This window comes from Clostridium sartagoforme (assembly GCF_039521405.1).
Classification (GTDB): domain Bacteria; phylum Bacillota; class Clostridia; order Clostridiales; family Clostridiaceae; genus Clostridium; species Clostridium sartagoforme.
This window is the reverse complement of record NZ_BAAACH010000022.1, coordinates 46950-72624: the sequence shown is the minus strand read 5'-3', so window position 1 is coordinate 72624 and position 25675 is coordinate 46950. Positions and strand designations below refer to the sequence as shown.

General features: G+C 25.8%; 21 protein-coding genes, 2 tRNA genes and 1 riboswitch. Of the genes, 18 read left to right on the top strand and 5 right to left on the bottom strand.

Annotated features, from left to right (window positions below; translation table 11 throughout):
* Positions 1-69 precede the first annotated feature (69 nt).
* Positions 70-188, top strand: a riboswitch (FMN riboswitch).
* 216 nt (positions 189-404) lie between these two features.
* Positions 405-1007 carry an ECF transporter S component gene (locus ABDZ60_RS10505; protein ID WP_047000252.1) on the top strand — a complete coding sequence of 201 codons (603 nt, stop codon included), beginning with the start codon at positions 405-407 and terminating at the stop codon, positions 1005-1007.
* Positions 1008-1048: 41 nt separating this feature from the next.
* On the opposite strand, the gene ABDZ60_RS10500 is transcribed toward ABDZ60_RS10505, so the two are convergent.
* A complete protein-coding gene (locus tag ABDZ60_RS10500; RefSeq protein ID WP_052953897.1) occupies positions 1049-2176 on the bottom strand; it encodes a diguanylate cyclase domain-containing protein in 1128 nt (375 codons plus the stop codon).
* Positions 2177-2358: 182 nt separating this feature from the next.
* Between ABDZ60_RS10500 and ABDZ60_RS10495 the strand changes: the two genes are divergently transcribed.
* Both ABDZ60_RS10495 and ABDZ60_RS10490 read left to right on the top strand, forming a co-directional pair.
* Positions 2359-2790, top strand: coding sequence for a MarR family winged helix-turn-helix transcriptional regulator (locus tag ABDZ60_RS10495; protein WP_016208022.1), 432 nt, complete (start codon positions 2359-2361; stop codon positions 2788-2790).
* A gap of 4 nt (positions 2791-2794) precedes the next feature.
* The gene (locus tag ABDZ60_RS10490) at positions 2795-4171 is read left to right on the top strand and encodes an MATE family efflux transporter (protein WP_343778000.1); all 1377 of its coding nucleotides are present in this window, start codon (positions 2795-2797) and stop codon (positions 4169-4171) included.
* Between the two features lie 26 nt (positions 4172-4197).
* On the opposite strand, the gene rimI is transcribed toward ABDZ60_RS10490, so the two are convergent.
* The 3 genes from rimI to tsaE are packed head-to-tail and all read right to left on the bottom strand — an operon-like array spanning position 4198 to position 5817.
* Complete coding sequence (gene rimI, locus ABDZ60_RS10485; protein ID WP_016208020.1) at positions 4198-4659, bottom strand: ribosomal protein S18-alanine N-acetyltransferase; 462 nt, start codon at positions 4657-4659, stop codon at positions 4198-4200.
* On the bottom strand, positions 4643-5359 hold the full coding sequence (tsaB, locus tag ABDZ60_RS10480) for a tRNA (adenosine(37)-N6)-threonylcarbamoyltransferase complex dimerization subunit type 1 TsaB (RefSeq protein ID WP_016208019.1): 717 nt from the start codon (positions 5357-5359) through the stop codon (positions 4643-4645). Before tsaB ends, rimI begins: the two co-directional genes overlap by 17 nt.
* Entirely contained in the window at positions 5356-5817 is a 462-nt protein-coding gene (gene tsaE / locus ABDZ60_RS10475) for a tRNA (adenosine(37)-N6)-threonylcarbamoyltransferase complex ATPase subunit type 1 TsaE (protein WP_016208018.1), read from the bottom strand. The genes tsaB and tsaE overlap by 4 nt, the downstream gene beginning before the upstream one ends.
* Positions 5818-6243: 426 nt before the next feature.
* On the opposite strand from tsaE, the gene ABDZ60_RS10470 reads away from it, so the two are divergent.
* The 6 genes from ABDZ60_RS10470 (at position 6244) to ptsG (ending at position 14205) form a co-directional block, all read left to right on the top strand.
* Positions 6244-7119 carry a metal ABC transporter substrate-binding protein gene (locus ABDZ60_RS10470; RefSeq protein ID WP_343777997.1) on the top strand — a complete coding sequence of 292 codons (876 nt, stop codon included), beginning with the start codon at positions 6244-6246 and terminating at the stop codon, positions 7117-7119.
* A 39-nt stretch (positions 7120-7158) separates the two neighbouring features.
* Positions 7159-7234: transfer RNA gene (locus ABDZ60_RS10465), tRNA-Trp, on the top strand.
* A 215-nt stretch (positions 7235-7449) separates the two neighbouring features.
* Positions 7450-7525: transfer RNA gene (locus tag ABDZ60_RS10460), tRNA-Trp, on the top strand.
* A gap of 150 nt (positions 7526-7675) precedes the next feature.
* A complete protein-coding gene (locus ABDZ60_RS10455) occupies positions 7676-10915 on the top strand; it encodes a ligand-binding sensor domain-containing protein (RefSeq protein ID WP_343777995.1) in 3240 nt (1079 codons plus the stop codon).
* 182 nt (positions 10916-11097) lie between these two features.
* On the top strand, positions 11098-11946 hold the full coding sequence (gene licT, locus ABDZ60_RS10450) for a BglG family transcription antiterminator LicT (protein ID WP_016208015.1): 849 nt from the start codon (positions 11098-11100) through the stop codon (positions 11944-11946).
* A gap of 213 nt (positions 11947-12159) precedes the next feature.
* Complete coding sequence (ptsG, locus tag ABDZ60_RS10445; protein WP_343777993.1) at positions 12160-14205, top strand: glucose-specific PTS transporter subunit IIBC; 2046 nt, start codon at positions 12160-12162, stop codon at positions 14203-14205.
* A 60-nt stretch (positions 14206-14265) separates the two neighbouring features.
* Here the strand turns inward: ptsG and ABDZ60_RS10440 are convergent, their stop codons facing one another.
* Positions 14266-15195, bottom strand: a complete 930-nt coding sequence (locus tag ABDZ60_RS10440; RefSeq protein WP_343777991.1) for a phosphatase domain-containing putative toxin — start codon at positions 15193-15195, stop codon at positions 14266-14268.
* A gap of 220 nt (positions 15196-15415) precedes the next feature.
* On the opposite strand from ABDZ60_RS10440, the gene ABDZ60_RS10435 reads away from it, so the two are divergent.
* From ABDZ60_RS10435 to ABDZ60_RS10395, 9 genes are all read left to right on the top strand, one after another.
* On the top strand, positions 15416-15598 hold the full coding sequence (locus ABDZ60_RS10435; RefSeq protein WP_016208012.1) for an alpha/beta-type small acid-soluble spore protein: 183 nt from the start codon (positions 15416-15418) through the stop codon (positions 15596-15598).
* 330 nt (positions 15599-15928) lie between these two features.
* Positions 15929-16303 (top strand): GntR family transcriptional regulator, encoded by a 375-nt coding sequence (locus ABDZ60_RS10430; RefSeq protein WP_016208011.1) that lies wholly within the window; start codon positions 15929-15931, stop codon positions 16301-16303.
* Positions 16296-16994, top strand: coding sequence for an ABC transporter ATP-binding protein (locus ABDZ60_RS10425; protein ID WP_016208010.1), 699 nt, complete (start codon positions 16296-16298; stop codon positions 16992-16994). The genes ABDZ60_RS10430 and ABDZ60_RS10425 overlap by 8 nt, the downstream gene beginning before the upstream one ends.
* A gap of 17 nt (positions 16995-17011) precedes the next feature.
* Positions 17012-17710: a hypothetical protein gene (locus tag ABDZ60_RS10420; protein ID WP_343777987.1), complete on the top strand. Its 699-nt coding sequence runs from the start codon at positions 17012-17014 to the stop codon at positions 17708-17710.
* 13 nt (positions 17711-17723) lie between these two features.
* Positions 17724-18530: a DUF4097 family beta strand repeat-containing protein gene (locus ABDZ60_RS10415; RefSeq protein WP_343777985.1), complete on the top strand. Its 807-nt coding sequence runs from the start codon at positions 17724-17726 to the stop codon at positions 18528-18530.
* A 277-nt stretch (positions 18531-18807) separates the two neighbouring features.
* A complete protein-coding gene (locus ABDZ60_RS10410) occupies positions 18808-19929 on the top strand; it encodes a metallophosphoesterase family protein (RefSeq protein ID WP_343777983.1) in 1122 nt (373 codons plus the stop codon).
* Complete coding sequence (locus tag ABDZ60_RS10405) at positions 19916-22675, top strand: AAA family ATPase (protein ID WP_343777981.1); 2760 nt, start codon at positions 19916-19918, stop codon at positions 22673-22675. Before ABDZ60_RS10410 ends, ABDZ60_RS10405 begins: the two co-directional genes overlap by 14 nt.
* Positions 22676-22750: 75 nt before the next feature.
* On the top strand, positions 22751-23680 hold the full coding sequence (locus ABDZ60_RS10400; RefSeq protein WP_016208007.1) for a metal ABC transporter solute-binding protein, Zn/Mn family: 930 nt from the start codon (positions 22751-22753) through the stop codon (positions 23678-23680).
* Positions 23681-23839: 159 nt separating this feature from the next.
* Positions 23840-25639 (top strand): MutS-related protein, encoded by a 1800-nt coding sequence (locus ABDZ60_RS10395; protein WP_343777979.1) that lies wholly within the window; start codon positions 23840-23842, stop codon positions 25637-25639.
* The last annotated feature ends 36 nt before the right edge of the window (positions 25640-25675 follow it).

Genomic DNA, 25675 nt, shown 5'->3' with positions numbered 1-25675 from the left:
TTGTTAAAAAAACTACTTGCAAAAATCAATATATGGACATATAATATAAGTGTAATAATAATATAAATAAATTATCTTCAGGGCGGGGCGTAATTCCCCACCGGCGGTATAGCCCGCGAGCTAAAGTTTTAGCATGATTCGGTGAAACTCCGAGGCCGACAGTATAGTCTGGATGAAAGAAGGTAAGTGGTTAGATATTGCTTAATTTTTATTTTTAAGCACATCTTATTTCTTATGGATTTTAAGCCCTGATATATTTTAGTATATCAGGGATTTTTTATTTATTAGTATTAAATCTGCTAAGAAAAGGATGAGTAAGTTAGTAAAATAATAATTAAACTAATGTCATAGTTATTTAAATCTAACCCATTGCCCCAGGGGATAGACTTTTGGGAGGAGAAAAAATGAACAATCAACAAAACAAAAACCTAAACAAATTTATTAAAATATCACTTTTAGGTGCAATAGCAGTAGTGCTTATGTACTTTGACTTTCCAATACCATTTTTACCATTTCCATGGCTTAAAATTGACTTAAGCGATATTCCAGCACTTATGGGAGCATTTGCTTTTGGCCCAATGGCAGGTATTGTTGTAGAATTACTAAAGAATTTATTAATCTTAATAGTTAAAGGAACAGGAACAGGTTTTGTAGGAGAAATAGCTAATTTTATAGTGGGAGTTTCTCTAGTAGCTCCAGCAGCGTGGGTTTATCATAGAAATAAGAGTAGAAAAAATGCACTACTTGGAATGATATTAGGAACATTATCAATAGAAATTATAGGAATATTAGCAAATGTATATTTATTACTTCCAGCATTTGGGATGAATATGGTTAAAGATGAATTAATTCAATATGTTACTGTGGGATTATTACCTTTTAATGGAGTAAAAGCTATATTGGTATGTGCAATAACATATATATTATATAAGAGGGTTTCAGTAGCAATTTTTAAAGTAGATTCAAATTTTGATAATTCTAGAAAAAGTAAACTAAATTCAATATAAAAATTAAAGCTAACTATTATATTTTTAATAGTTAGCTTTAATTATATTTTAGGAGTTTTTTTTAAGTACTTATTTTGATACATTTTATTATCTATATGATCAAAAAAATCGTAAATGTCATTAAAATCATTGGAATATATACAATAGGAATAACTAAATTTTATAGGATATTTGTTAACAGAATTATAAACTTCGGTAATAATATTTAAGAATCTTATATGACTTATAATTTCTTCATTAGAAGTATTTTCTATAATTATTATAAACTCGTCCCCGCCCATTCTGATAATTTTAGATTTTTTTTTAAAAGCTTTATTTAAAAGTAGTACAAAGTTCTTTAAGACATCATCACCAACTTTATGGCCATAAGTATCATTTATACTTTTAAATTCATCTAAATCTATATTAATTGCGCCTAGTTTAGATAAATTCATTGTAAATTTATTTGTTTTAGAAACAAAACTGTTAAAGAAATTTCTATTAAAGGCACCAGTTAATGGATCTGTTTCAAATAATTCTTGCTGAAGTAATATATAAGAAAATATAAGTACTGTAGTTATACTTCCCCAAGTTAACAAGAGTTCAGGAATAAACAATTCCAGTACAGAAGCAGTAAAAGGGAATATATACATAATGCTTATAAAAATATATATATCATTAGGAATAGTATGTTTATGTTTTACTAAAAATATATATATGCTTATATAATAAAAAGTGCCTATTAAAAAGGGAATTATTGAAAATTTTTCATTTTGGAAAAAATTATTTTTATCAATAGAAAATATAATATTAAACTTTAAATTTATAATAAGGAGTACAGTATTTATAAATAATGGTATTTTAAAGTATTTAACTTTTAGTATATTAATTTTTTTTATTTTTTCTATTTGTATATATAGATATTTATCCCACATATATAAAGGAATTGGAGAAATTAAAAAAAATAGTGTACTGAATAATTTATTTATATATATATTAATATGGCTACTTCCATTTATTAAAACAGTAATAATTTCTATAGAAATTATTAAAAAAATAACACATGAAGTATCTAAAAATATTTTATTTGATAATTTTCTTCTATCAAGTTTTACATAACAATGAAAAATAAGCATAGATAAAATAAAAAGACTTAATATATTTACTTGAAGTTTAATTAGTTTATTCATGTCTAATCCTTTCGTAATGTTAGCATTTAATTATGATGTATAGTATATGTATTACAGATAATATATATTTACTAAATCTATTTAGAAAGTATTCTTATATAAAAATAGTTGCAAATGCAACTAAAAATGATATAATTTAATTCAGTAATAAATTCAACTATTTAAATTGACAGGGAGATAAGATGGAAGATTTAAAATGTGAAAATATAGCAAGATATATTTCTAACATACAAAGAAAATGTGGAACTTTCTTTTTAAAGGAATTAGCTTATCTTGGAATAGGATATGGGCAATTTCTTTTTTTAATGGAATTATATAATAGTGATGGAATAAGACAAGAGGATCTATCTGAAATTTTAAATATAGATAAAGGAACTACAGCAAGAGCTATAAAGAAGTTAGAATCTGAATACTTTATAGTGAGAAATAAAGATAAGGAAGATAAGAGAGCCTATAGGGTTTATTTAACACAAAAGGCATTAGATAAGAAAAAAGAGATATATGAGGTTGCTATAAAGTGGGAAAATAATATTACCCAAAATCTTACCATAGAAGAAAAAAATATTATGTTGAGTTTGCTAAAAAAAGTACATATAGAAGAATGCAAGAGGTGAAGGAATGAGTACGCAAGAATTATTGGCTAAAGAGAAGATAGGAAAGTTATTGTTAAAATATTCTGTACCAGCTATAGTGGGCATGATTGTAAATGCATTATACAATGTAGTTGATAGAATTTTCATAGGTAATATAAAAGGAATAGGCTCGTTAGCTATTGCTGGAGTGGGAGTAACGATGCCGATTACAACTATTATATTAGGGTTTGCAATGCTTGTTGGTGTTGGTGCTACAACAACAATTTCAATAAAACTTGGACAAGGGAAAAAAGAAGAAGCATCTAAAGTAATTGGAAATGCTATAACATTAGCGATAATTATTTCTATTATATTAACAATTCTAGGATTAGCGTTTGGAGATATAATTTTAATAAGGTTTGGAGCTAGTGCTGAAACTTTATATTATGCAAAAGCATATATAAATATAATTTTATTAGGAACTATATTTAATATGGTAGCATTTGCTTTGAATAATACTATAAGAGGGGATGGAAATCCCAAATTAGCAGCAATGATTATGATAATTGGATGTGTAACTAACATAATTTTAGATGCAGTATTAATATTCATATTTAATATGGGAATACAAGGTGCTGCGATAGCTACAGTTATATCTCAATTAGTAACAGCAATAATAGGTATACTGTATTACATTAGGGGAAAATCTAACTTAAGATTTTATAAGTCAAGTTTAAAATTAGATAAGAAAATAACAATGAAGATATTATCAATTGGAGCAGCTCCTTTTGCAATGCAAATAGCAGCTAGTTTTGTTCAAATTATATCAAATAATGTTTTAAAAACATATGGAACAGATTTAGCTATAGGGGCCATGGCAACTATATCATCTGTAAGCTTAATGTGTTTAATGCCTATTTTTGGAATAAACCAAGGAGCTCAACCTATAATTGGTTTTAATTATGGTGCAAAGCAAGAAAAGAGAGCTCAAGAAGCCTTTAAGCTTTCAGCTAAGGTAGCAACAATAATATTAGTAATTGCATTTATTATAGTCCAACTATTTCCAGAAGCTATAATAGGTATATTTAATAAAGATCCTAAATTTATGGATATATCAATTAAAGGAATGAGGATATACTTACTTATGTTACCAATAGTAGGAATATCAATAACAGGATCTAATTATATACAATCTATAGGAGAAGCTAAAACTGCAATGTTTTTAAGTTTACTTAGACAAGTGATATTGCTAGCTCCTTTTATAATAATTCTTCCAAGAGTTTTTAACTTAGGACTAGATGGAGTATGGATTGCTCAACCTGTTAGTGATATATTATCTACCACAATAACAGTCTTTATATTAGCAAAACATATGAAGGTTAAAGAAGAGGTTAGTGAAGTATTATTTGAAGAAGCTAATTAATAAAAAAACAGGTATAAACTATTAGTTTATGCCTGTTTTTTATTATAAAAGTAAGTCATCAAAACTGCATCTTCTTTATTATCTGTATAGTAACCTTTTCTAAGACCATTTTCTATAAATAAAAACTTCTTATATAGGTTTTGAGCTGGAATATTTGAAGATCTAACTTCTAAGTTTATTAATGAACAATCTAGATTTTCACATAGTGATATTAATGAAGATAATAGTTTACTCCCTATTGTCAGATTTCTATAATTAGGATGTACGGCTATATTAGTTATATCCGCTTCACCCATCACTATCCAAGCACCAATAAATCCAATTACGGAGTTTGATTCTAAATCTTTAGCAACTATATATTTAGCTAAGGGATTATTTAGTTCACTATAAATAGAATCTCTACTCCAAGGGGTAGAAAAGCATAAATTGCTTATATTCAATACATCATTAATATCATTAGCTGTCATTAAACTACAGCTTATTCTCATTTTCTAGCGCTAACCTTTTTTCTAATTCTCTTTGTGCTTGAGGTTTTTTTAAATAAAAGGGAGAAGAATTTAACTCATCACATTTATTGTCTAAAAGTAATTTAATTCCTAAGTCTCCTAATGAAGATGCTCTTATTATGCTTAAATGATTAGGAGCAAAAAAGGAATTATTAAGATTTGTTGATAAGTAATCTTTATGCTTAATTAAGCCATCACCAGTAAACATGACTTTTTCATTTTTATCTTTTAGAATTTTGATTAAATCATCCAATTCAAGAGCAGAATAATCAATTAATTTTTCTAATTTACCATTGTTACCTTTATATAGACAAGTATAAACACTATCTCTTAAAGCATCCATAACAGGGCAAATTATTCCATCAAAACTTACAAGAGAATATGCAAGTGCATCTAAACTTGAAATACTAACATAAGGTTTATTTGCTCCAAAGCTTAGGCCTTTAACCGTAGCCATTCCAATTCTTAGACCTGTAAAAGAACCAGGGCCCTTTGAAACTATAAATCCATCTATATCATCTATAGATAGGTTAGAATCACTTAGTAATTTATCTACCATATCCATTATCAAAGTAGAATGTTCCATTTTATTATTTATTGTATATTCTGCTATCAAGTTATTTTCATCTAATAATGCAGCTGTTGCTACTTTAGAAGCAGAATCAATACTTAAAACTATCATAAGTTTAACTCCTTTATATAATTATATCTTTCTCCATATGGAGTAATAGAAATTTTTCTAAAGTTTTCACCTTTAGATAAGTCTTTTTCTATTAAAATATGAAGATATTCTTTTGGTAAAATTTCTTCTATGTAATTTGCCCATTCTATAATAGAAACTCCATTAGAAAATATATAATCATCAAATCCAATAGCATATATTTCATCAGGATCACTAACTCTATAAACATCAAAATGGTAAAGTTTAAGTCTACCTGAATCATACTCATTAACTATAGTAAATGTGGGGCTTGTTATATGTTCATCAATATCTAGTCCTTTAGCAATCCCTTTTGTTATATGAGTTTTTCCAGTTCCTAAATCTCCAGTTAGGCAAACTATATCACTAGGTTTTAAAAGTTTACCAATATAATAACCTATTTTAGTAGTTTCTTCTAAATTATTAACATAAAACTGCATAAATACTCTCCTTTCTTTTCGGTTCACAAGGTACAGTGCACAGTTACTAATTAACAATTAACGATCAACAATTTATGATGAAACTACTATGTAGTTTCTAAAGTTTATATAATTTTCTTAATTCAGCAAAGTTGAATTATTTCCTAAACTTTAAATTCTCCATTAGCAACTATCAATCATAGAAAACTGTGAATTGTGCACTGTGAACTGTGAACTAAAATAAATTTCTTACATCTATTCTATCTAAAAGAATCAAAAAAAGAAAGTTTAAATGTTATACATAATATGGAAATCTATATATTTATGTAGTAAAATAGTAAATAAATATAATTGTAATTAATATGTAATATAATTGTAATTTTTAAATACAAATGATAAGATATTATGAAAGTATGAAAAAATATAAATTCCGTGGAGGAAGTTTTTATGAAGAAGTTAACATATGCATTAGTTATTTTTACTTCTATTTTGTTTCTAGGTTTAACATTTTCTTATAATCCTTTGATGGCTAATCCAACTGACGAGTTTGATGAGGAAAAGGATATATATTTAAACATATTAACGGTTAATAAAGAACAGTATGAAATGACTAAAGCATTAGTTGGAAATAATCATAATGTTGAATATTTATTTAGTGATGAAAAAGAGATAGAATCATTTAAAACTAATGATAATATGATAAGCAATGTTTTAAATATGGATTTATTTATATATAATGGATTAAACTACGAGGACTGGATAAATGATATAATAGATAACTCAAAAAATTCTAATGTTGGAATTATAAATATGAGTAGAGGAATAAGGCCAATTACAACAGAATTAAAATCTGAAAATAAAGAAAATCCGTATTATTTATTGGGATTTAATGAATATAAAATTGCATTATATAATATAAAGACAGCATTACAAGAAAGAGACATTAAAAATAGAAGTTATTACGAAGAAAATTATAATAAATTAGTTAAAGAGTTGGATGATTTTTTATCTAAATCAAAAGAAGAATTAAAGAACTATAAGGATTATTCTATAATTACAGATACTGATAAATTTGATTATTTATTTAGAGATTTAGGAGTACAAGTAAAGAAGATAAAAAATAATTCTTATGATTATGATGGAACTAAATTTATATTAGTTCATGATAAAGAATTAGGAAACTTAGATGACTTAAAGAATAAAATGAAAACTGATTTTTATTATATAGAATTAGAGACTAGTAGCACTAATAGTAAGGTATTAACAGACAATGTTATAAGGTTAATAGATGCTATAAAAAATAAAAGTAGCAATAATGGTTGATTTTTATATATACATAAGATATAATAGTTATTGTTGCAAAGGGGTATAGCTCAATTGGTAGAGTAGCGGTCTCCAAAACCGTTGGTTGTGGGTTCGATTCCTACTGCCCCTGCCAAATAAAAATTAACTTATAAGTATCTTAATATTTATTAAATGCTTATAAGTTAATTTTTTGCAGTAATTTATAAAAATTATCTGAAACTTATAATTTATTATTTATAATAAAATTCTTCATAATAATTAAAGTGGTATTGTTTACAAAAAAAGCGAATTTTGTTAATTATGTTGTTGACAAGTATTAAATTGTCATGATAGAATAAATTTTGTTGAAGGGGTATAGCTCAATTGGTAGAGTAGCGGTCTCCAAAACCGTTGGTTGTGGGTTCGATTCCTACTGCCCCTGCCAAATAAGAGAGTGTAATTTTACACTCTCTTATTTTTGTATAAAAAATATAGAATTGCCTAAAAATGCATAAAATTATATAAATAAACAATAAATCTGATATAATATATTTATTAAAAAGTTGAAATTTATATTTTTTTACGAGGGATGAGGATGAATAAAAGGTTATACAAAATAATACTTAATATATTAGTGATAGTTACTATACTAACTAATATAAGTTTAAATGTATCTGCTCTAATTAATGAAGATAAAAATATTAATTTTAAGAGAATAACTATTGAAGATGGTCTATCTCAAACATCTATTGAATACATATTTCAAGACAGTAAAGGGTATATGTGGATTGGAACAACAGATGGATTAAATAGATATAATGGAGATAAGTTGGAGATATTTAGGTATAAAGAAGATAAACCTAATAGTATAAGTAGTAACTATATTTCGGCAATAAATGAAGACGCAGAAGGTAATATTTGGGTTGGGACATCTAGGGGATTGAATAAGATAAACGCAGAAACTAAAGAGATTAAAATGTATTTACCAGAAGTAGATGGATGTAATCTATCAAATGGTAATATAACAGAAATAATGATAGATTCTAACAATGACATATATATAGCTACCGAAGATGGGTTGAACATATATCATAGTGATATAGATAATTTTGAACGTTTATATAATTCAGAGGATGAGAGATATACATTAAGTAGCCAATTTATATACTCTATAACAAAAGATAATAATAATAATTTATGGATTGGTACTGAAAATGGATTAAATAAGGTTCCGGAAGATTCAAATGAAATAGTTAAATATTACAAAAATGATTCTGAAAATTCAATTAGTGATAATTTTATATTTAAACTATATTCAGATGATGCAAATAATTTATGGATTGGCACATATAGTGGAGGATTAAACCAATTAAACATTAACACTGATAAAATAGAGGTATTTGAAAATAATACTGAAGATAATGAATCATTGCCTGGAAGTTTTGTTAGATATATATTAAGAGATAGTAGAAATATGTTATGGATAGCTACTAATAATGGATTAAGTAGATTTGATGAGGTTAATAAAAAGTTTATAAATTTTGAATCTAAAATATATGATACGCAAAGCATAATAAGCAATAATATATTAAGTTTATTTGAAGATAAGTCAGGATATATATGGGTTGGAACATATGAAGGAATAAGCTTATTTGATCCACAAAATTCATTTAAAAATTATAGAAGTGATCCAATTGATCCTAACTCATTAAGTGAAAAAATGATTGCAGGAATATATGAAGATAATGAAGGTCTTTTATGGGTAGGAACTGTACACAGTGGAGTAAATATAATAAATAGAAAAAGTGGTGAAATATCAAAGTTTGAATATATAAATAATCCAAATACACTAATGGAAAATAATATTAGAGATATAGTAGGAATAAATGATGAAATTTGGATAGCAACAGAAGTTGGATTAATTAGATATAATAAATCCACTAAAGAATCTACAAGGTTTTTAAATAATGGAAGTAATAACTGCTTAGTTTCAAATGACGTAAGAACATTATATATTGATAAGGAAGGTATCCTCTGGATAGGAACTAGAGAGGGCTTATGTACTTTTGATAGAAATGAAAAATTTAAATCATATTCGGATATTCTACTTAGGAATGGAATATCCGATGGAATGATTTCAGATATAATAGAAGATGATGAAGGAATAATTTGGATAGCATCTGGACTAGATGGTGGATTAAGTAGTTTAAACAAAATTACAGGACAAATAAAGAATTATAAGAATGACAAATATGATGATAATAGTATAAGCTTTGATTCAGTTAAATCAATTGCAATAGATAGTAAAAATAATCTATGGATAGGAACTCACTATGGATTAAATAAGTTTGATAGAGAAACTGAAAAATTTTATAGATATACAGAAAGCGAAGGCTTATCAAACAATTTTATTTATGGAATTTTAATTGATGAAGAAGATAATCTTTGGATAAGTACAAATTATGGATTGTCTAAATATGATAATAAAAGAGATAAATTTATAGAATATACTGCAGCAGATGGATTGCAAGGAAATGAATTTAATGGCTTTTCATATTTTAAAAGCACTAAGGGAGAAATGTTTTTTGGTGGAACAAATGGACTTACATATTTTTTCCCGCATGAATTAAAGGATAAAAAATTTGTACCAAGCGTTACACTTGAGAGTGTTTATAGTAGAGAACACGAATTCTTAGATTTATCTAATATATTTATAAATTATAAGAGTAATCATATACAATTCAATTTTTTTATGCCAGATTATAGAAATGTTAATAAGATTCAATATGCATATAAATTAGATGGATTAGACGAATCATGGGTTTTTTCTGAAAATAGAAATTATGCAAGTTATACTAATCTAGAAGCAGGTACATATACCTTTAAAGTAGTTGCAAGAAACTCAAGTGGAGATTGGAGTATTCCAACGAGTTTAACCTTTGAGGTTGGGATGAAGCCATGGGAAACCCCTGTAGCATACATAATATATATTACTATAGTAGTTTTAATAATATATGTAGTTTGGAATAGAGTAAAGATATTAGATAGTTTAGTAGAACAAAGAACTAGTGAATTAAATAATAAACTCAAGGAAAATAAGGAACTTTACGATAAACTTATTAAAAATGAAAGATACAAAAATAATTATTTTGTTAATTTGTCCCACGAATTAAGAACTCCACTTAATGTAATTATATCTACACAACAGTTAATCACTAACTTAAATGAAAAAAATGAGCCAATACCAAAAAACAAAATAGATTATTATATGAAGACTTTAAGAAGAAATTCGGATAGATTATTAAAATTGATCAATAATATAATTGATACTTCAAAAATAGAATCATGTTCATATAAGTTACACATAAAGGAGCATGATATTGTTAATTTAGTAGAAGAAACAGTTTTATCTATGAAAGATTTTATTGAAGAAAATGATATTAAACTTATTATAGATCCAGATATGGAAGAAAAAATAATAGAGTGTGATAGTATTGAAATTGAGAGATGTATGGTTAATTTAATAGGTAATGCTGTTAAATTTACTCCAGAGGGAGGAAGAATTGAAGTTAAAATAACAGATTTATATAAAAAGGTGAAAATATCTGTTAAAGATACAGGGATAGGAATAGAGGAAAAGTATCATGAAACTATCTTTAATAGATTTGGTCAAGCGTATAATGAAGCGTCAGAAGAATATGGAGGAAGTGGATTAGGCTTAACTCTTACAAAGCAATTGGTTACTCTTCATAAAGGAAACATAATAGTTAAAAGTGAAATTGGGAAGGGAAGTGAATTTATAATTATATTGCCAGTTAAGCAAAACAAAAATTAGTAAAAATTAACAAAATTATATTGCTGACTTCCTATAACCTTGACAGTGAATATTGAGAATGATATTATAATTATAAGTAAGAATATGGATTGTTACTGTAAAGCAGGCAATACCTAAGTTAAGATAGGTTAATATCTTAATTTAGGTATTTTATTTTCCAAAATAAGGAGAATGAGAATGATATGATTGTAGAAAAGATATTAAACAATAATGTAGTTGTTTCAATAGATCCAAAAACTAAAAAAGAGGTCATATTAATGGGGTCTGGAATTGCCTTTAAAAGAAAAATAGGGCAAGAGATAGAAGATGATAAAATTGAAAAGGTATTCGTAGTTGATGATAAGCGAATGGGTAATAAACTTAAGAAGCTTATAAATCAAATACCAGACGGAATTTTTGAACTAGCACATGAAATTATAACTTATGCAGATAAAGAGTTAAATAGAAAATTAGATAAGCAAATATATATTTCCTTATCTGATCATATTGCATTTGCAATAAAAAGATATAAAAATAAAGTACAAATAAAGAATGATTTATTAGAAGAAATAAGAAGAATACACAAGGAAGAGTACAAAATAGCATTATGGGCAGTAGGCTATATAAATAATAAACTAAGAATAAACTTACCTGAAGACGAAGCTGGATTTATAGCATTGCATATTGTCAATGCAAGCTACCAAGAAACTGCTAAAGAATCAGTGGTAGCAACAAATATAATTAAAGGTATATTAAATATAATTAGATATTATTATTCAGTAGAATTTAATGAAGAAGATTTAAATTATGATAGATTGTTAACACATCTTAAATATTTTGCTAAGAGAGTAATAACTAATAATCAAAACGAAAATGATACTAGTGAATTTTTAGAAATAGCATCAAGAAGTTATCCAGAAGCTTTTGACTGTGCAGAAAGAATAAAAATATATATAGAAAATAATTATGATTATAAAGTAAATGAAGATGAAATAGTATATTTAACTATGCATATTCATAGGGTTATTTCTGTATTAAGAAGTAACCAATAAAGCACTTATTTATGATCTTAATATATGTTTTATTCTTTAGAAAATTATAAAAAATATATTTTTAAATAATTTTTTATAGTTTTTTCTTAAGTTTTCAAGTGGATATATATAAATTTGCGTTTACTTGGAGCAAAGTAAGTTCATAAGCAAATATATATATATCCACTTCTTTATTTATCAAATATTATGTAAATTGGAAAATTAGGAGGAAAAATGAATACTGTATTTTTAAAAAAATCATTTGGTATTCTTCAAAGAATAGGAAAATCATTAATGTTACCAGTAGCATTATTACCAGCTGCAGGGCTTTTAATGGGATTTGGAACTTTATTTCAAAATACAGATGTAATAAGCAACATTCCTATATTGGCTATAGATAAAATTCAATTAGCAGCAAATATAATGTCTTCTTCAGGAGATATTATATTTTCTAATCTGCCACTTATATTTGCGGTGGGAGTAGCAATTGGGATGAGTAATGGGGACGGGGTTGCAGCATTGGCCTCCATTGTAGCATTTTTGATAATGAATATTACTATGGGAATAACAGCAGGTGTAAGTCCGATGAATATAGAGACAAATCCAATGTATGATATGGTTTTAGGTATTCCTACTCTCCAAACAGGTGTATTTGGAGGCGTAATTATAGGAATGGCATCAGCTTTAATATATCAAAAGTTTTATGATATACAATTACCAGAATTCTTAGGATTCTTTTCAGGAAAAAGATTTGTACCTATAGTAGCTGCTATATCAGGTCTTATATTAGGTATTTTAATGGCTATAATATGGCCTCCAATACAAAACTTTCTATTATTATTTTCAAGGAGTATGATAGGAACAAACCAAACAATTTCAGCATTAATTTTTGGTATTATAGAAAGAGCATTAATACCATTTGGGTTGCATCATATATGGTATAATCCATTTTGGTATCAATTTGGAGAATATATTAATTCATCAGGTCAATTAATTATAGGAGATCAAGCCATATTCTTTGCACAGTTAAAAGATGGAGTTGATTTCACTGCAGGAACATTTATGACAGGAAAATTTCCATTCATGATGTTTGGCCTTCCAGCAGCTGCATTAGCTATGTACCATGAAGCTAGTAATGAAAAAAAGAAATTAGTAGCAGGTATATTATTTTCAGGTGCACTTACATCTTTTTTAACAGGAATAACAGAACCTATAGAGTTTATGTTTTTATTTGTAGCACCAGTATTATTTGCAACTCATTGTATATTTGCAGGGCTATCATTTATGATAATGCAAATTTTAAATGTTAAAATAGGTTTGACATTTTCAGGAGGACTTATAGATTTTATCTTGTTTGGTATATTACCAAATAGAACAAGATGGTGGTGGGTAATAATAATAGGTCTTATATTTTCAGTTATATATTATTTAGGTTTTAGATATATAATAAGAAAATTAGACTTAAAAACGCCAGGAAGAGAAAAGGAAGAAAATGAAATTGATATAGATATTTCAGATGGTGACTTAGCCTATAATGTACTAGAAGCTTTTGGAGGAGCTAAAAATATAAAATATTTAGATGCCTGCATAACAAGAGTCAGAGTTACAGTAAAGAATTTAAGTTTAGTAAACAGAAGTAAGCTTAGATCATTAGGATCAGCAGATTTAATGATAATAGGAGATAATATTCAAGCTATCTTTGGACCAAAGTCAGATATACTTAAAGGACAAATGAAAGATATTATGGATGGTAAGGAGATAGTAGTTAAAAAGCCTAAAAGGATAGAGAAAATAAAAAAGGGAATTAAAACAGAAAGCTTTATCACCATACCGGTTACTGGGAAATTATTAAGATTAGAAGAAGTACCAGATGCGATATTTTCTATGAAACTTATAGGTGATGGATTTGCGATAAACCCCAAAAATAATGTTCTAATATCACCAATAAAGGGAATTGTTTTAACAATTTCACCAACTTTTCATTCAATAACAATAAGAGGCACGGATGGTTTTGATATATTTATTCATATAGGAATAGATAGTATAAATTTAAGAGGTGATGGCTTCAAGGCATTTGTGCAAGAAGGAGATATTGTAAAAGAAGGAGATTTATTAATAGAATTTCCTTTAGAGGAAATGAATAAAAAGTTAAAGTCACCGATTATTCCTATAATATTTAAAGGATTATCTAAAGAGAAATTTATATACTTTAAAGATAATATAGAAGTAATGTCTGGAGATATGAATAAAGTAGAGATACATGAAAAGTTAAAATTATAAAAAATGAGTTAAAGATTATTAATACTTAATAGTATAATATCTTTAACTCATTTTAATTATTTAATTATTTTCATGTAATGGAGCCCCTTCAATATATAAACCATTTTTATTCTTAAGCCAATTGGAATAACTTTCTTTATAATTCGATGAGCTGTTTTCTAAGGTATAATTATAAAAATACTCTAAAAATGTTCCTCTAAACATACTATCTGTAAGAACTATTCCTCCAACAGAAATTTGATCATTAAGTATTGTTGATAATGACAAATTAGAGCTGTTTTTTAGCATTTGAAACATAGCCATAAACATAGTTGTTCGCCCTTCTCCAGCATGACAATGAAATAGTAAATGAGCATCATCATCAAGATTATTCACAAAATTCACAAAGTCATCAACCTCATTGGGAGCTGGAATGAAGTTATCTCTAACAGGAATTCTCTTATATCCAAGTCCAAAATTCTTACAAAGATTTTCTTCGTTTAGTATAGTTGAAGCTTTTATTGACTCTAAATATTCTCCAGTAGGTTTAAAGATTGGAATATTATTTTCTAAAGTTATTTTTGATAAATCTTCAGATTCGTATTTTAGTGTAGCTTCAGAATTTAAATTATTATTTATAGTTTGAAAAAGACTATAATAACTTATTGGATTATCATCGATAAAGCCATGAGATTCTTGTCTTAGATCTACAATAATTATTTTAGGACTATTTATGGCTACCTTTATATTATCTATTTGACTAGGTCTAAATTGAGCGCAACCAGAAATATTTAATTCTTGAATACTCCTAAATCTAGGAGGCAGTTTATAATTTTTCTTTATATCTAATATCAAGAACTTATCCTGAAGAAATGGAATATTATCGGGAGCGTTAGAAATAGCCATAGTTATAATGGATTTATATAATAAAAAGAATGTTGCTAACAATACAATAAAAATATAAATAGGATTATGATTAATATTTTTATTTTTTAAAATAGAATTCTTCATATAGAACCTCCAAAATATGTATTATATCTAATACATATTTTGTGCATAAAAACTTAAAATATCCTTTTATATAAAATATTCTAAAGTAACTATAAATTACTAAGCATATAAATTTTTATAAGGGTTAATATAATAGTGTAAACAAAAAGCTTTTAAATGAGAGGGAGTTCAAATTTAAAAGAATGTTTACAAAACCAAATAGCCAAAGGAGGAATTACAGATGGCAAAAACATTAGTTCCAGAAGCAAGAAAAGGATTAAGTGCATTCAAGAATGAAGTTGCATCAGAGTTAGGAGTTCCATTTAGCGATTATAATGGTAACCTAACATCAAAACAATGTGGTTCCGTAGGTGGCGAGATGGTAAAAAGAATGGTTGAACAATACGAAAGTTCAATAAAGTAAGCCACAGGAACAAATTTAATTAGGGGTAATATACAATATGGATATACCGCCAAAGAATTAGTATTGTGACCATTCACAAAAAGAGAAGTTTTCTGAAATAAAAATTTAATTTTTATTTCAGAGGCTTCTTTTTTCTTTAGGGAATTATAAAAATTAATTTTATAGTAATAAAAATAAATAAAAAGCTATATATTATGGAGTAATAGCGAGATAATTTAATGTAATAAGATTTAATTAACATATTTGACTATAAAAAGTAGTAGCCAAAACAACAGTATCAGTGTACTATGTAATTAATACAGTAATACTGATAAGAAAGGAGATAAAAAAATGGTACTTGAATTGAGTTCAAAAGAACCTATATATCTTCAGATAATTGCTTATATAAAAAAGAAAATAGTTGCAGGTGAATTAAAGAAAGGGGAAAGGATTTTGTCAGTAAGAGATTATGCAAGCGAGTTAAAGGTTAATCCAAACACAATACAAAAAGTTTATTCAGAATTGGAAAATGAAAACTTAATATATACTCAAAGAGGAATTGGAAAATTTGTTACTGAAGACGAAAAAAAGATTAATGAGTTAAGGCAAGAATTATTTAATGAAACAATAGATAAATTTATTGAAGACTCTAAAGCATTAGGATTTACTAAAGAAACTATATTGGCAATTATATCATCAAGATATAAGGAGGATAAAAATGAATAATTTATTAGAAGTAAAGGATGTATATAAGTCTCTTAAAGGAAAGCATATATTAAATGGAATAAATTTAAGTTTACAAAAAGGAAGAGTACTAGGAATAATGGGACCTAATGCTCAAGGCAAAACAACACTTTTAAATACTATACAAGGATTTTTAAAAGTTGATAAAGGGGATATAAAACTAGATGGAATATCTATAAATTCTGAAACTAAAAATCACATTGCATTTTTACAAGATAGAAATATTTTTAATAAAACCATGAAAATAAAAGATGCAATAAATTTATATGCAGATTTCTTTGATGATTTTGATAAAGAAAAAATGAAATATTATTTAGACTTCATGAATTTAGATGATAAATCAAGAATAAAAGAATTATCTAAAGGTATGAGTGAAAAACTTAGTTTATCTTTAACTTTAAGTAGAAAAGCAAAACTATATATGTTAGATGAACCTATATCAGGTGTTGATCCAGTATCAAGAGAAAAAATTCTAGATGCTATATTAGAAAATTTAAGTGAAGAAAGTTCAATGATAATAACAACTCATTATATTGGTGAACTTGAGAGAATATTTGATGAAGTAGCATTTTTAGGAGAAGGAAAAATAATAGAATATGGAGACGCTGAAGAATTAAGAGAAAGATATAAAGCATCAGTAGATGAAATTTATAGAAAGATATTCACAGAATAATTTATAGGAGGAGAAATATGAAGAATATTTTTAATATTTTAAAATATAATTTTGGTAAATACAATTCAGGAATAAATAAAATATTATATATAATAGCGCTTGTAATATTAATATTTTCAACATGTGGAACATTTATAAGGATACCATTTGTAGCAGAATTTATATCTGTTATTAACATTGCATTTGTTTCTTTATTTTTAGTTGTTAATTTTATAGTTTCATTAATAAAGTTTTCATCACAAATATCAAAGGATAAAGGTAAATTGATATTTACTTTACCAATTAAATCTTGGGAATTTATAATTGCAAAATATATGGAATTCATTATTTTACAAGGAATCATAGCTCTTATTGTGTATGTTATAACAAGCTTTACAGGAAATTCAATGGCTGATGCAGTTAAGGTAACAGCATTAGCAACAGCATATGGAACTACAATAGCTTATATAATAATTACATCTTTTATAGTAATTTTTTCATCATATATCAAAAATCTAGGATTATGTATATTGACAGTTATAATAGGTGGAGGAATTATCCAAGGTTTTGTATCAAAGATTAATTGGCTTATAACTAAACTATTTCCATATGTATATATTGAAATAGGATCTTTTATAGAAATAGATATAATATCATCTTTATTATGGATATTGTGGATGGTAATTTTAGTAATTACATCAATAAATCATCTAGATAAGAAACTAGATATAATTTAAAGGGGGAAATAATATGAGAAAAATCTCTAAGATTATTTTAATAGTGTCTTTAACTGTTACATTATTAACTGGTTGTGGAATAAGATTTGGGATTGAAAGTAGAAGGAATAACAATTCAGATAATTCAGTTAATTATAGCGGGGAAAGTATAAATAAAACAGAATCAATAGAAGGAATAGATAAAATTGATATAGAAATAGAAGTAAGTAATGTAACTATAATAAATTATGAAGGTAATGATATAGAAATATCAGGAACTCTCGGGAATTTATCAAGAGGGGTAACAGTAAGTAAAAATTCTAATAAATTAGTTATTAGTGAAAAGGCTAAAAAGGCTTTTAATATAAATATTAATACTAATAATGCAAGCAATTTAGAAATAAAGATTCCTAATTCTTATAACAAGGATATAGAATTTTCTTTTGGCGTTGGAGAATATAATATTAAAGATTTGAAAGTTAATGATATTGATATTCAAGGTGGAGTTGGAGAATTATTAATAGAAAATATCTCCTTCAACAAGTTAGATTTATCAAGTGGAGTTGGTTCAGTTGACATCTATACAAATGAAAGGACAGGAGAAATAGATATTAAAGGTGGAGTTGGAGATGTTAATATATCATTAGGAGATATTAATGGAAATTTAAAATTTGAAGGTGGAATGGGAAGTGCAAATATAAAAATTCCTTCAGATGCACCGGTAAATATAAAAACAGAATCGGGACTTGGAAACTCTAATATTAGAGCAAAGACATCAGGAGAAAATAAATATATATTTGACATTACAATGGGAATTGGAGAATTAAATATAACAAATTAAGATTAAAATGCTAAAATATAATGAAAATAAGTGTTAATATAAAGTAATAGAATTTTTTCTAAATTACTAAAAATAATTTTATTTAAAAAACTCCTTTGGGAGTTTTTTTCTTGTTTTTGAGTTTATTTTGTTAATTATATAGTATTAATAAAACTATAAATTTAAAGAAATTAATATATTATTGTTGTTCTATAATACTTTAATATTGTATATAAAATAGAAAAATGATAAAATGAGAACAAAAGTTCGTTTACATTTTAAAAATAAAGGTGATAATATGAATAAAGTTAAAATATTACAATCAGGAGATTTACATTTTGATACTCCTTTTAAGGATTTAAATAAAAATATATCATTAATAAGCAAAGAAGAACTCCTAGAAGTATTTAGTAGAATTATTAACATATGCGTACAGAATTCTGTTGATATTTTACTACTAACTGGTGATATATTTGATAATTTAACTGTTGATAAAAAAACTTTAGTTTTTATCAGAAGTGAACTAGAAAGAATATCAAATATAAAAGTATTTATATCTCCAGGAAATCATGATCCATATAATGAAAAATCCTTTTATAAGATGATAGAGTGGCCAAATAATGTTCATATTTTTAAAGGAGCAATGGAAAGTGTAACTCTAGAAGATTTAGGCGTAATTATATGGGGAGCTGCATTTACCTCTCATCATATTAACAAAAGTATCATGAAGAACATTTATATTGATAAGAAATATATAAATATAATGACTATTCATGGAGATATTTCAAACAATGAAGGTGGGAATGCTTATAATCCAATAACACTAAAAGATATAGAGTCTAGCAATATGGATTATATAGCAATAGGTCATAGACATAATTATAGTGGTATATTAAGAGAAAGAAATACTTGTTATGCTTATGCTGGATGCCCACAAGGAAGAGGTTTTGATGAACTTGGAGATAAAGGAGTAATAATTGGGGAAGTTTTCAAGGGTTCAGTAGATTTGAAATTTTTTAAAACTTCCAAAAGAAATTATCATGTAATAGATGTTGATATAAGTGATTTAGTTAGTTATGAAGAAATAAAAGATAAAATAGTTTCTTCAATAGAGGAAACTGAAAGAAAAAATAATTTGTATAAAATTATTTTAAGGGGAGAAATAGATTCATATATAAAACTAAACGAGGAAATAATTTTTGAAAAAATTAAAGAATATTTCTATTTTGTGAAAGTAGTTGATAAAACAGGAGTAAAGCTAGATTTTGATAAAATATCAAAGGATTATTCAATTAAAGGTGTTTTTGCAAGAAAGTTATTAGAAGAAAATGAATTAGAAGATGAGATTATAAAAATGGCTTTAAAAATAGGTATACAATGTCTGTCTAATGAGGAAGTGAATTTAAATGATTATAAGTAAAATACATATAATTTCTTTTGCAGGATTAAAGAATAAAATATTAGAGTTAGAAGATGGAATAAATATAATATATGGTGAAAATGAAAAAGGGAAAAGTACAATTCAGAACTTCATAAGAATTTGGTTATATGGTATGAATTCGAAAAGAAGTAAGGACATAAAGAATAATGATAGGATAAGGTTTATGCCTATTGATGGTGAAAAAATAAGAGGAGAGCTTTATGTATCGAATAATGATAGAAAATATATAATAAGAAGAAGTTTTGGAACAACTAAGAAAGATGATACCTCAGAGATATTAGATGCAGAAACAGGAGAAATTATTACAAATATCCCAAGTGATGAGCCAGGAAAATATTTTTTAAACGTAAACTCCTCAACATTTATAAAAACATTATTTATAAGTCAGCTAGGAGTAGCTTTTTCCAAAGATAGAGAAGAAGAGATAATAGATAAAGCTGCAAATTTATTAGGTGATGAAGAGGAAAATATATCAATCCAAAAAGCTTTAGAAAAATTAGATGATATAAAAAAATCAATAACCACTACAAGAAAAAATGGACAATTAGATTTACTTAGAAATAAATATAACCTGCTAATAGAAGAAAGATATGAAGGGTATAATTTATCTAAGAATAATCTTGAAAATGAACAAAAGTTAATAAATTTAAGAGAGAGCGGAAAATCTTTAAGAAAAGAAATAAAAAACTTGGATATATACAAAAAATACATTAAGAAGGTAAAGCTTCAGAAAGAATATGAAGACATAACTGAATATTTAAAGAAAAAAGAAGAGTTAGAAAAGAAGGAAAGATATATAGAAGAAAGTATAGCTTCAAGAAATGGGATAATAGATGAAGTTTTACTAAATGATATAAAAGATGAAAATTCACTATATTTTAGCTTGTTAGATATGAAGATAGATGAGGAAAAAAAATTAGAAAATAGTAAAGTACTTTATCAAAATAAAAGAAATGAATTTGAAGAAATAATTTTTATAGAAAATTTAACTAATGATGAGAAAAATAAATTTATAAAAGCTGTTATGGAAAAAGAAAATTTAGAAGAAAAAATAAGTAATTATGAAAATTTGATAAATGATATAAATTTAATTAAAAAAGAAATAGAGAAAAAACAATCATTAATAGGAAATGCAATAAATTTTAAAGGAAGAAGAGAAGAAATTTCAAGCCTATTAGAAGAATATGAAGATAAATTAAAAGAAATTAAATTCAAATTAGAACATGTTCCTAATGATATCAATATAAAAAACACAGATAATAAAATAAAAAAGAGCTATAAATTAATAAATATATTTTCTATACTTATTGTGATGCTTTTAATATCAATAATATTATTAAAAGGAAATTCGGCTTTATCATTAATTGTATCAATAATACTAGCATTGATATTAGGTGTATTAATGTATATATCTTTTACTATGAAATCTAAAATAAAAAAAGGTAGTGAAATTAATGATAGTGCAGAAGGTGTAAAAAAGCTAGAAGATGAAATAAAAGTAATAGAAAAGGAAATATTTAAATTTACTAAAATTATAGGCTCAACTTCATATGAAGATTTTATTAGGAAATTAAAGCTTTTTGATGAATTTGTATTATATGAAGAAAAGCAAAATATAAAAATATCAGAAAAAGAAAAGCATGTTAATTTACTTAACATACAAAGTGTAAAAGATAATTATAAAAAGAATAAGGAATATATAAGGGATATATTGAATTTAGCTAAAACAAATGATACAAATGAGGTTATGATAATGTTATCCAAATACGATTTAGTAAGTAATGAAATATTATCAATAAAGATAGACATAGAAAAAGAACAAGAGTCAATTAATAAGTTAGAACAAGAGCTTAATATAAGAGAAAAAAGAATAAGGGAAAAGCTAGAATTCATAGGACTAGAAGATATGAATTTGTATAATTTAGAAGAAAAACTATTAGAAATAAAGCAAAAAATAAAACAAAGAGATGATGTATTAAGAAGTTTAGCTAGTATAGAGGAAACCTATAAAGCATTGACTAAGGATAAAGATATTGATGCTATAAAAGAAGAATTAAAAGATATTATAAATGAAAACATAAATTATAGTTATTCCTCAGAAGATGAGATAGATAATCAAGTTACAATAAAATCAAATGAATTAATTGAGGTCGAGAAAAATATAAAAGATGTAGAAAATGATATTAATAATAGGTTTATAGGTAAAAGAGCTATATCTCAAATTGAAGAGGAGATAGAAGAAGTACAAGAAAATATTAATAAATTGGAATTAAGGCTTAAAGCTACTGAACTAGCTATACAAAAAATGAATGAAGCAATAAGAGAAGTTAGAGGTAACTTTGGTAGTATTTTAAATTCAAGTGTTATAGAATACTTCAATAAATTAACAGAAGACAGATATGATAATGTGATGGTTTCAGATTCCTACGAAATGAAAGTTAGAAATGGGGTAGAGGTATTACCGGGAGCTATGCTGAGCAATGGAGCTAATGATCAGTTATATTTATCCCTAAGACTAGCTTTTATAAATATGATATATAAAGATATATCATTTCCAATGATATTAGATGATGCCTTTGTACAATATGACGATAAGAGAACTGAAAGGGCAATAGATATACTTTTAATGTGCAAATTTAAGCAGTTACTGATATTTACATGTCAATTAAGAGAAAGCAATATAGTTAAAAAGAAAAATATAGAAATTAATTATATTTATCTATAGTCTTGACAATAATAGTATATGGAGATAAAATTATATCAGTAAATAATGCAAATCATTTGCAAAAGAGGTGGATGAATGAAGAAAAATTTATTGATTTTAGCTTTAGTAATGGGAATGATATTTTCCTTTTCAGGCTGTACTAACAAAAATAATGAGGACAACTCGCAAAAACTAAGAGTAGGAGTTACTATTAGTCCTTTAAAAGATTTTGCTGAAGCTATAGGTGGAGACAAAGTAGAAGTGTTTTCAATAATACCAGATGGTAGTGATGCACATAGTTTTGATCCAAAACCAAAAGATTTAAATAATTTAATAAACACAAATATGTTCATATACAATGGACTGGGAATGGAAGAATGGATAGATTCTGTTTTAAATACAATTGAAAATAAAGATGTTAAGGTTGTTGAGGCAAGCCAAGGGATTGAAACTATTGAAATTTTAGAAGATGAACATAATGAAGATGAACATGAAGAAGATGATGACCATGAACATAGTGGAAAGGATCCTCATGTATGGCTAAGTTTAGAAAATGCAATAAAAGAAGCTGAGAATATAAAAAATGCATTATCAGAAATAGATTCTGATAATAAAGATTATTATGAAGAAAACTATGGAACTTTAAAGAAAGAATTTATTAGCTTAAAATCTGAATATGAAACTAAATTTAAGGAAATTGATAATAAAGATTTTATCACTGGACATGCAGCCTTTGCTTACTTATGTAGAGATTTTGGATTAACTCAAAAAAGTATAGCAGATGTTTTTGGAGAAGGTGAATTAACTCCTAAAAACTTAGAAGATTTAATAAATTATTGCAAGGAAAATAATGTTAAAGTTGTATTTAGCGAATCTGCAGCAAGTGCAAAGGAATCAGAGACTTTAGCAAAGGAAGTAGGAGCTAAGGTAGAAAAGATATATAGCTTAGAAACAAAAGAAGATAATAAATCATATTTAGAAGGAATGAAATATAATTTAGAGACTATTTATAATTCACTTAAGTAAAAAAGGCCGTAAGGCCTCTTTTATTATTTACGAGGAAATTACCAAAACATTGCCTTGTGAATAATTTTTTATAATTTTCTTACTTCAGTTCTTTTACTTAAGAATTAATGAGAAAGTTTAAAGTTTTATGATAAAATAATGATGAAGGGTGGTATGAAAGTGAACAAGGCATTAAGTTTTTATGAAGAAAAAATATTAAAATATAAAGCTAACATAGAAAAATTAAATTATATTATATCCAAGTTATCTATATTAAGATTACTTATAGTTGGGGTGGATATAATACTATCGTATTATTTTTACAAAAGAGAAAATATTATATCATTAATTATGTCTTTAATTTTACTTTTCATTATATTTATCATAATAGCCTATTATCACAATATAAAGATAAATGAGAAAAAGGAATATGAAGTTTATATAAATATAAATCGAAAAGGAATATCTAGAATAAAAGGTGAATTTAAGGAAAATGAAGATAAAGGAGAAGAATTTTTAAAAGATGAGCATCCATTTGTTAGCGATTTAGATATATTTGGGAGAAACTCGCTTTTTCAAATGATTAATTCAACTAAAACGAAATTTGGAAGAAGTAAATTGTTTAAAATGTTAACTTTAGAAAGTATTCCAACTAGAGATGAAATATTAAAAAAACAAGATGCAATTAAGGAATTAGGAAGTAAAGTTGAATGGAGACAAAGTCTAGAAGTTAAATCCACACTTAAGAAAAGTGGAACAAAAGATATTGATGAACTTTTAAAATGGGCAAAAAGTAAAAATGAAATAAAACCATTATTTAAAATAATTCCATATTTATTTATAGTAATTACTGTGATGTCAGTAGTATTAGTAATTCTTAATGTATTACCAATAAGTTATTTGATTTTAATGTTTATGATTAATTATTTAGTTGTAAAAATACTTACAAAAGATTTGATACCAATAATAAAATTATTTGATAAGCATAAAAAAGATATAGAAGCATATACAAATTTGTTAATGCTGATAGATAATGAAAACTTTGAGTCTATATTTTTAAAAGATCTAAAGCTTAAGCTAAAAAACAATAGCAAAAGTTGTGTTAAAGAAATGAAGGAACTTAAAAAATTAGTAGATTGGCTAGGGGATAGTTCATCTAATGCATATTATCTGCTATTAAACATAACAATACTTTCAGATATTTTTATCTTAAGAAATTTAGAAGAATGGAGAAAAATAAATGGAGATAAGCTTAAGAAGTGGCTTGACATAATGGGAGAATTTGAGGCACTATCAAGTATAAGTAATCTTTCATTTGATTTTGAAAACTGGAGTTATGCTAAAATAGTCGATGAAGATATAGTAGAAGCAATAGATATAGGCCATCCTATGTTAGGAGAAAGAGCAGTAGTAAATAGTTTTACATTAACATCAAATGAAAAAGTTGCTTTAATTACCGGTTCAAACATGTCTGGGAAAAGTACTTTTTTAAGAACAATAGGATTAAATTTATTACTAAGCTATATAGGAGCTCCAAGTTGCAGTAAAAGTTTTACTTGTGGTATTTTTAGTATATATACTTGCATGAGAACTAAAGATAATTTAGAAGAAAGTATATCATCTTTTTATGCAGAAATATTAAGAATAAAAATATTAATTGAAGCTGCAAAGAAAGGGGAAAAAGTATTTTTCTTATTAGATGAAATATTTAAAGGTACAAATTCAAAAGATAGGCATGAAGGAGCAAAGGTGCTTATAAATCAATTGGTTAATAATAAAGCTTTAGGACTTGTGTCTACACATGATTTAGAATTATGTGATTTAGAAAAAACAAAAATATGGTTAAAAAATTATAATTTTCAAGAATACTACGAAAAAAATAATATAAAATTTGACTATAAACTAAGAATCGGTAAAAGTAAAACCCAAAATGCAGTTCATTTAATGAAGTTAGCTGGGATTGACTTTAGTGATAATTAAATAAGTGGAGCTGTCTTTGCGGCAGCTCTTTATTCT

Coding starts and splice junctions, on each gene's coding strand:
- ABDZ60_RS10505 (WP_047000252.1), top strand. CDS start 405: ATGAACAATCAACAAAACAAAAACCTAAACAAATTTATTAAAATATCA.
- ABDZ60_RS10500 (WP_052953897.1), bottom strand. CDS start 2,176: ATGAATAAACTAATTAAACTTCAAGTAAATATATTAAGTCTTTTTATT.
- ABDZ60_RS10495 (WP_016208022.1), top strand. CDS start 2,359: ATGGAAGATTTAAAATGTGAAAATATAGCAAGATATATTTCTAACATA.
- ABDZ60_RS10490 (WP_343778000.1), top strand. CDS start 2,795: ATGAGTACGCAAGAATTATTGGCTAAAGAGAAGATAGGAAAGTTATTG.
- rimI (WP_016208020.1), bottom strand. CDS start 4,659: ATGAGAATAAGCTGTAGTTTAATGACAGCTAATGATATTAATGATGTA.
- tsaB (WP_016208019.1), bottom strand. CDS start 5,359: ATGATAGTTTTAAGTATTGATTCTGCTTCTAAAGTAGCAACAGCTGCA.
- tsaE (WP_016208018.1), bottom strand. CDS start 5,817: ATGCAGTTTTATGTTAATAATTTAGAAGAAACTACTAAAATAGGTTAT.
- ABDZ60_RS10470 (WP_343777997.1), top strand. CDS start 6,244: ATGAAGAAGTTAACATATGCATTAGTTATTTTTACTTCTATTTTGTTT.
- ABDZ60_RS10455 (WP_343777995.1), top strand. CDS start 7,676: ATGAATAAAAGGTTATACAAAATAATACTTAATATATTAGTGATAGTT.
- licT (WP_016208015.1), top strand. CDS start 11,098: ATGATTGTAGAAAAGATATTAAACAATAATGTAGTTGTTTCAATAGAT.
- ptsG (WP_343777993.1), top strand. CDS start 12,160: ATGAATACTGTATTTTTAAAAAAATCATTTGGTATTCTTCAAAGAATA.
- ABDZ60_RS10440 (WP_343777991.1), bottom strand. CDS start 15,195: ATGAAGAATTCTATTTTAAAAAATAAAAATATTAATCATAATCCTATT.
- ABDZ60_RS10435 (WP_016208012.1), top strand. CDS start 15,416: ATGGCAAAAACATTAGTTCCAGAAGCAAGAAAAGGATTAAGTGCATTC.
- ABDZ60_RS10430 (WP_016208011.1), top strand. CDS start 15,929: ATGGTACTTGAATTGAGTTCAAAAGAACCTATATATCTTCAGATAATT.
- ABDZ60_RS10425 (WP_016208010.1), top strand. CDS start 16,296: ATGAATAATTTATTAGAAGTAAAGGATGTATATAAGTCTCTTAAAGGA.
- ABDZ60_RS10420 (WP_343777987.1), top strand. CDS start 17,012: ATGAAGAATATTTTTAATATTTTAAAATATAATTTTGGTAAATACAAT.
- ABDZ60_RS10415 (WP_343777985.1), top strand. CDS start 17,724: ATGAGAAAAATCTCTAAGATTATTTTAATAGTGTCTTTAACTGTTACA.
- ABDZ60_RS10410 (WP_343777983.1), top strand. CDS start 18,808: ATGAATAAAGTTAAAATATTACAATCAGGAGATTTACATTTTGATACT.
- ABDZ60_RS10405 (WP_343777981.1), top strand. CDS start 19,916: ATGATTATAAGTAAAATACATATAATTTCTTTTGCAGGATTAAAGAAT.
- ABDZ60_RS10400 (WP_016208007.1), top strand. CDS start 22,751: ATGAAGAAAAATTTATTGATTTTAGCTTTAGTAATGGGAATGATATTT.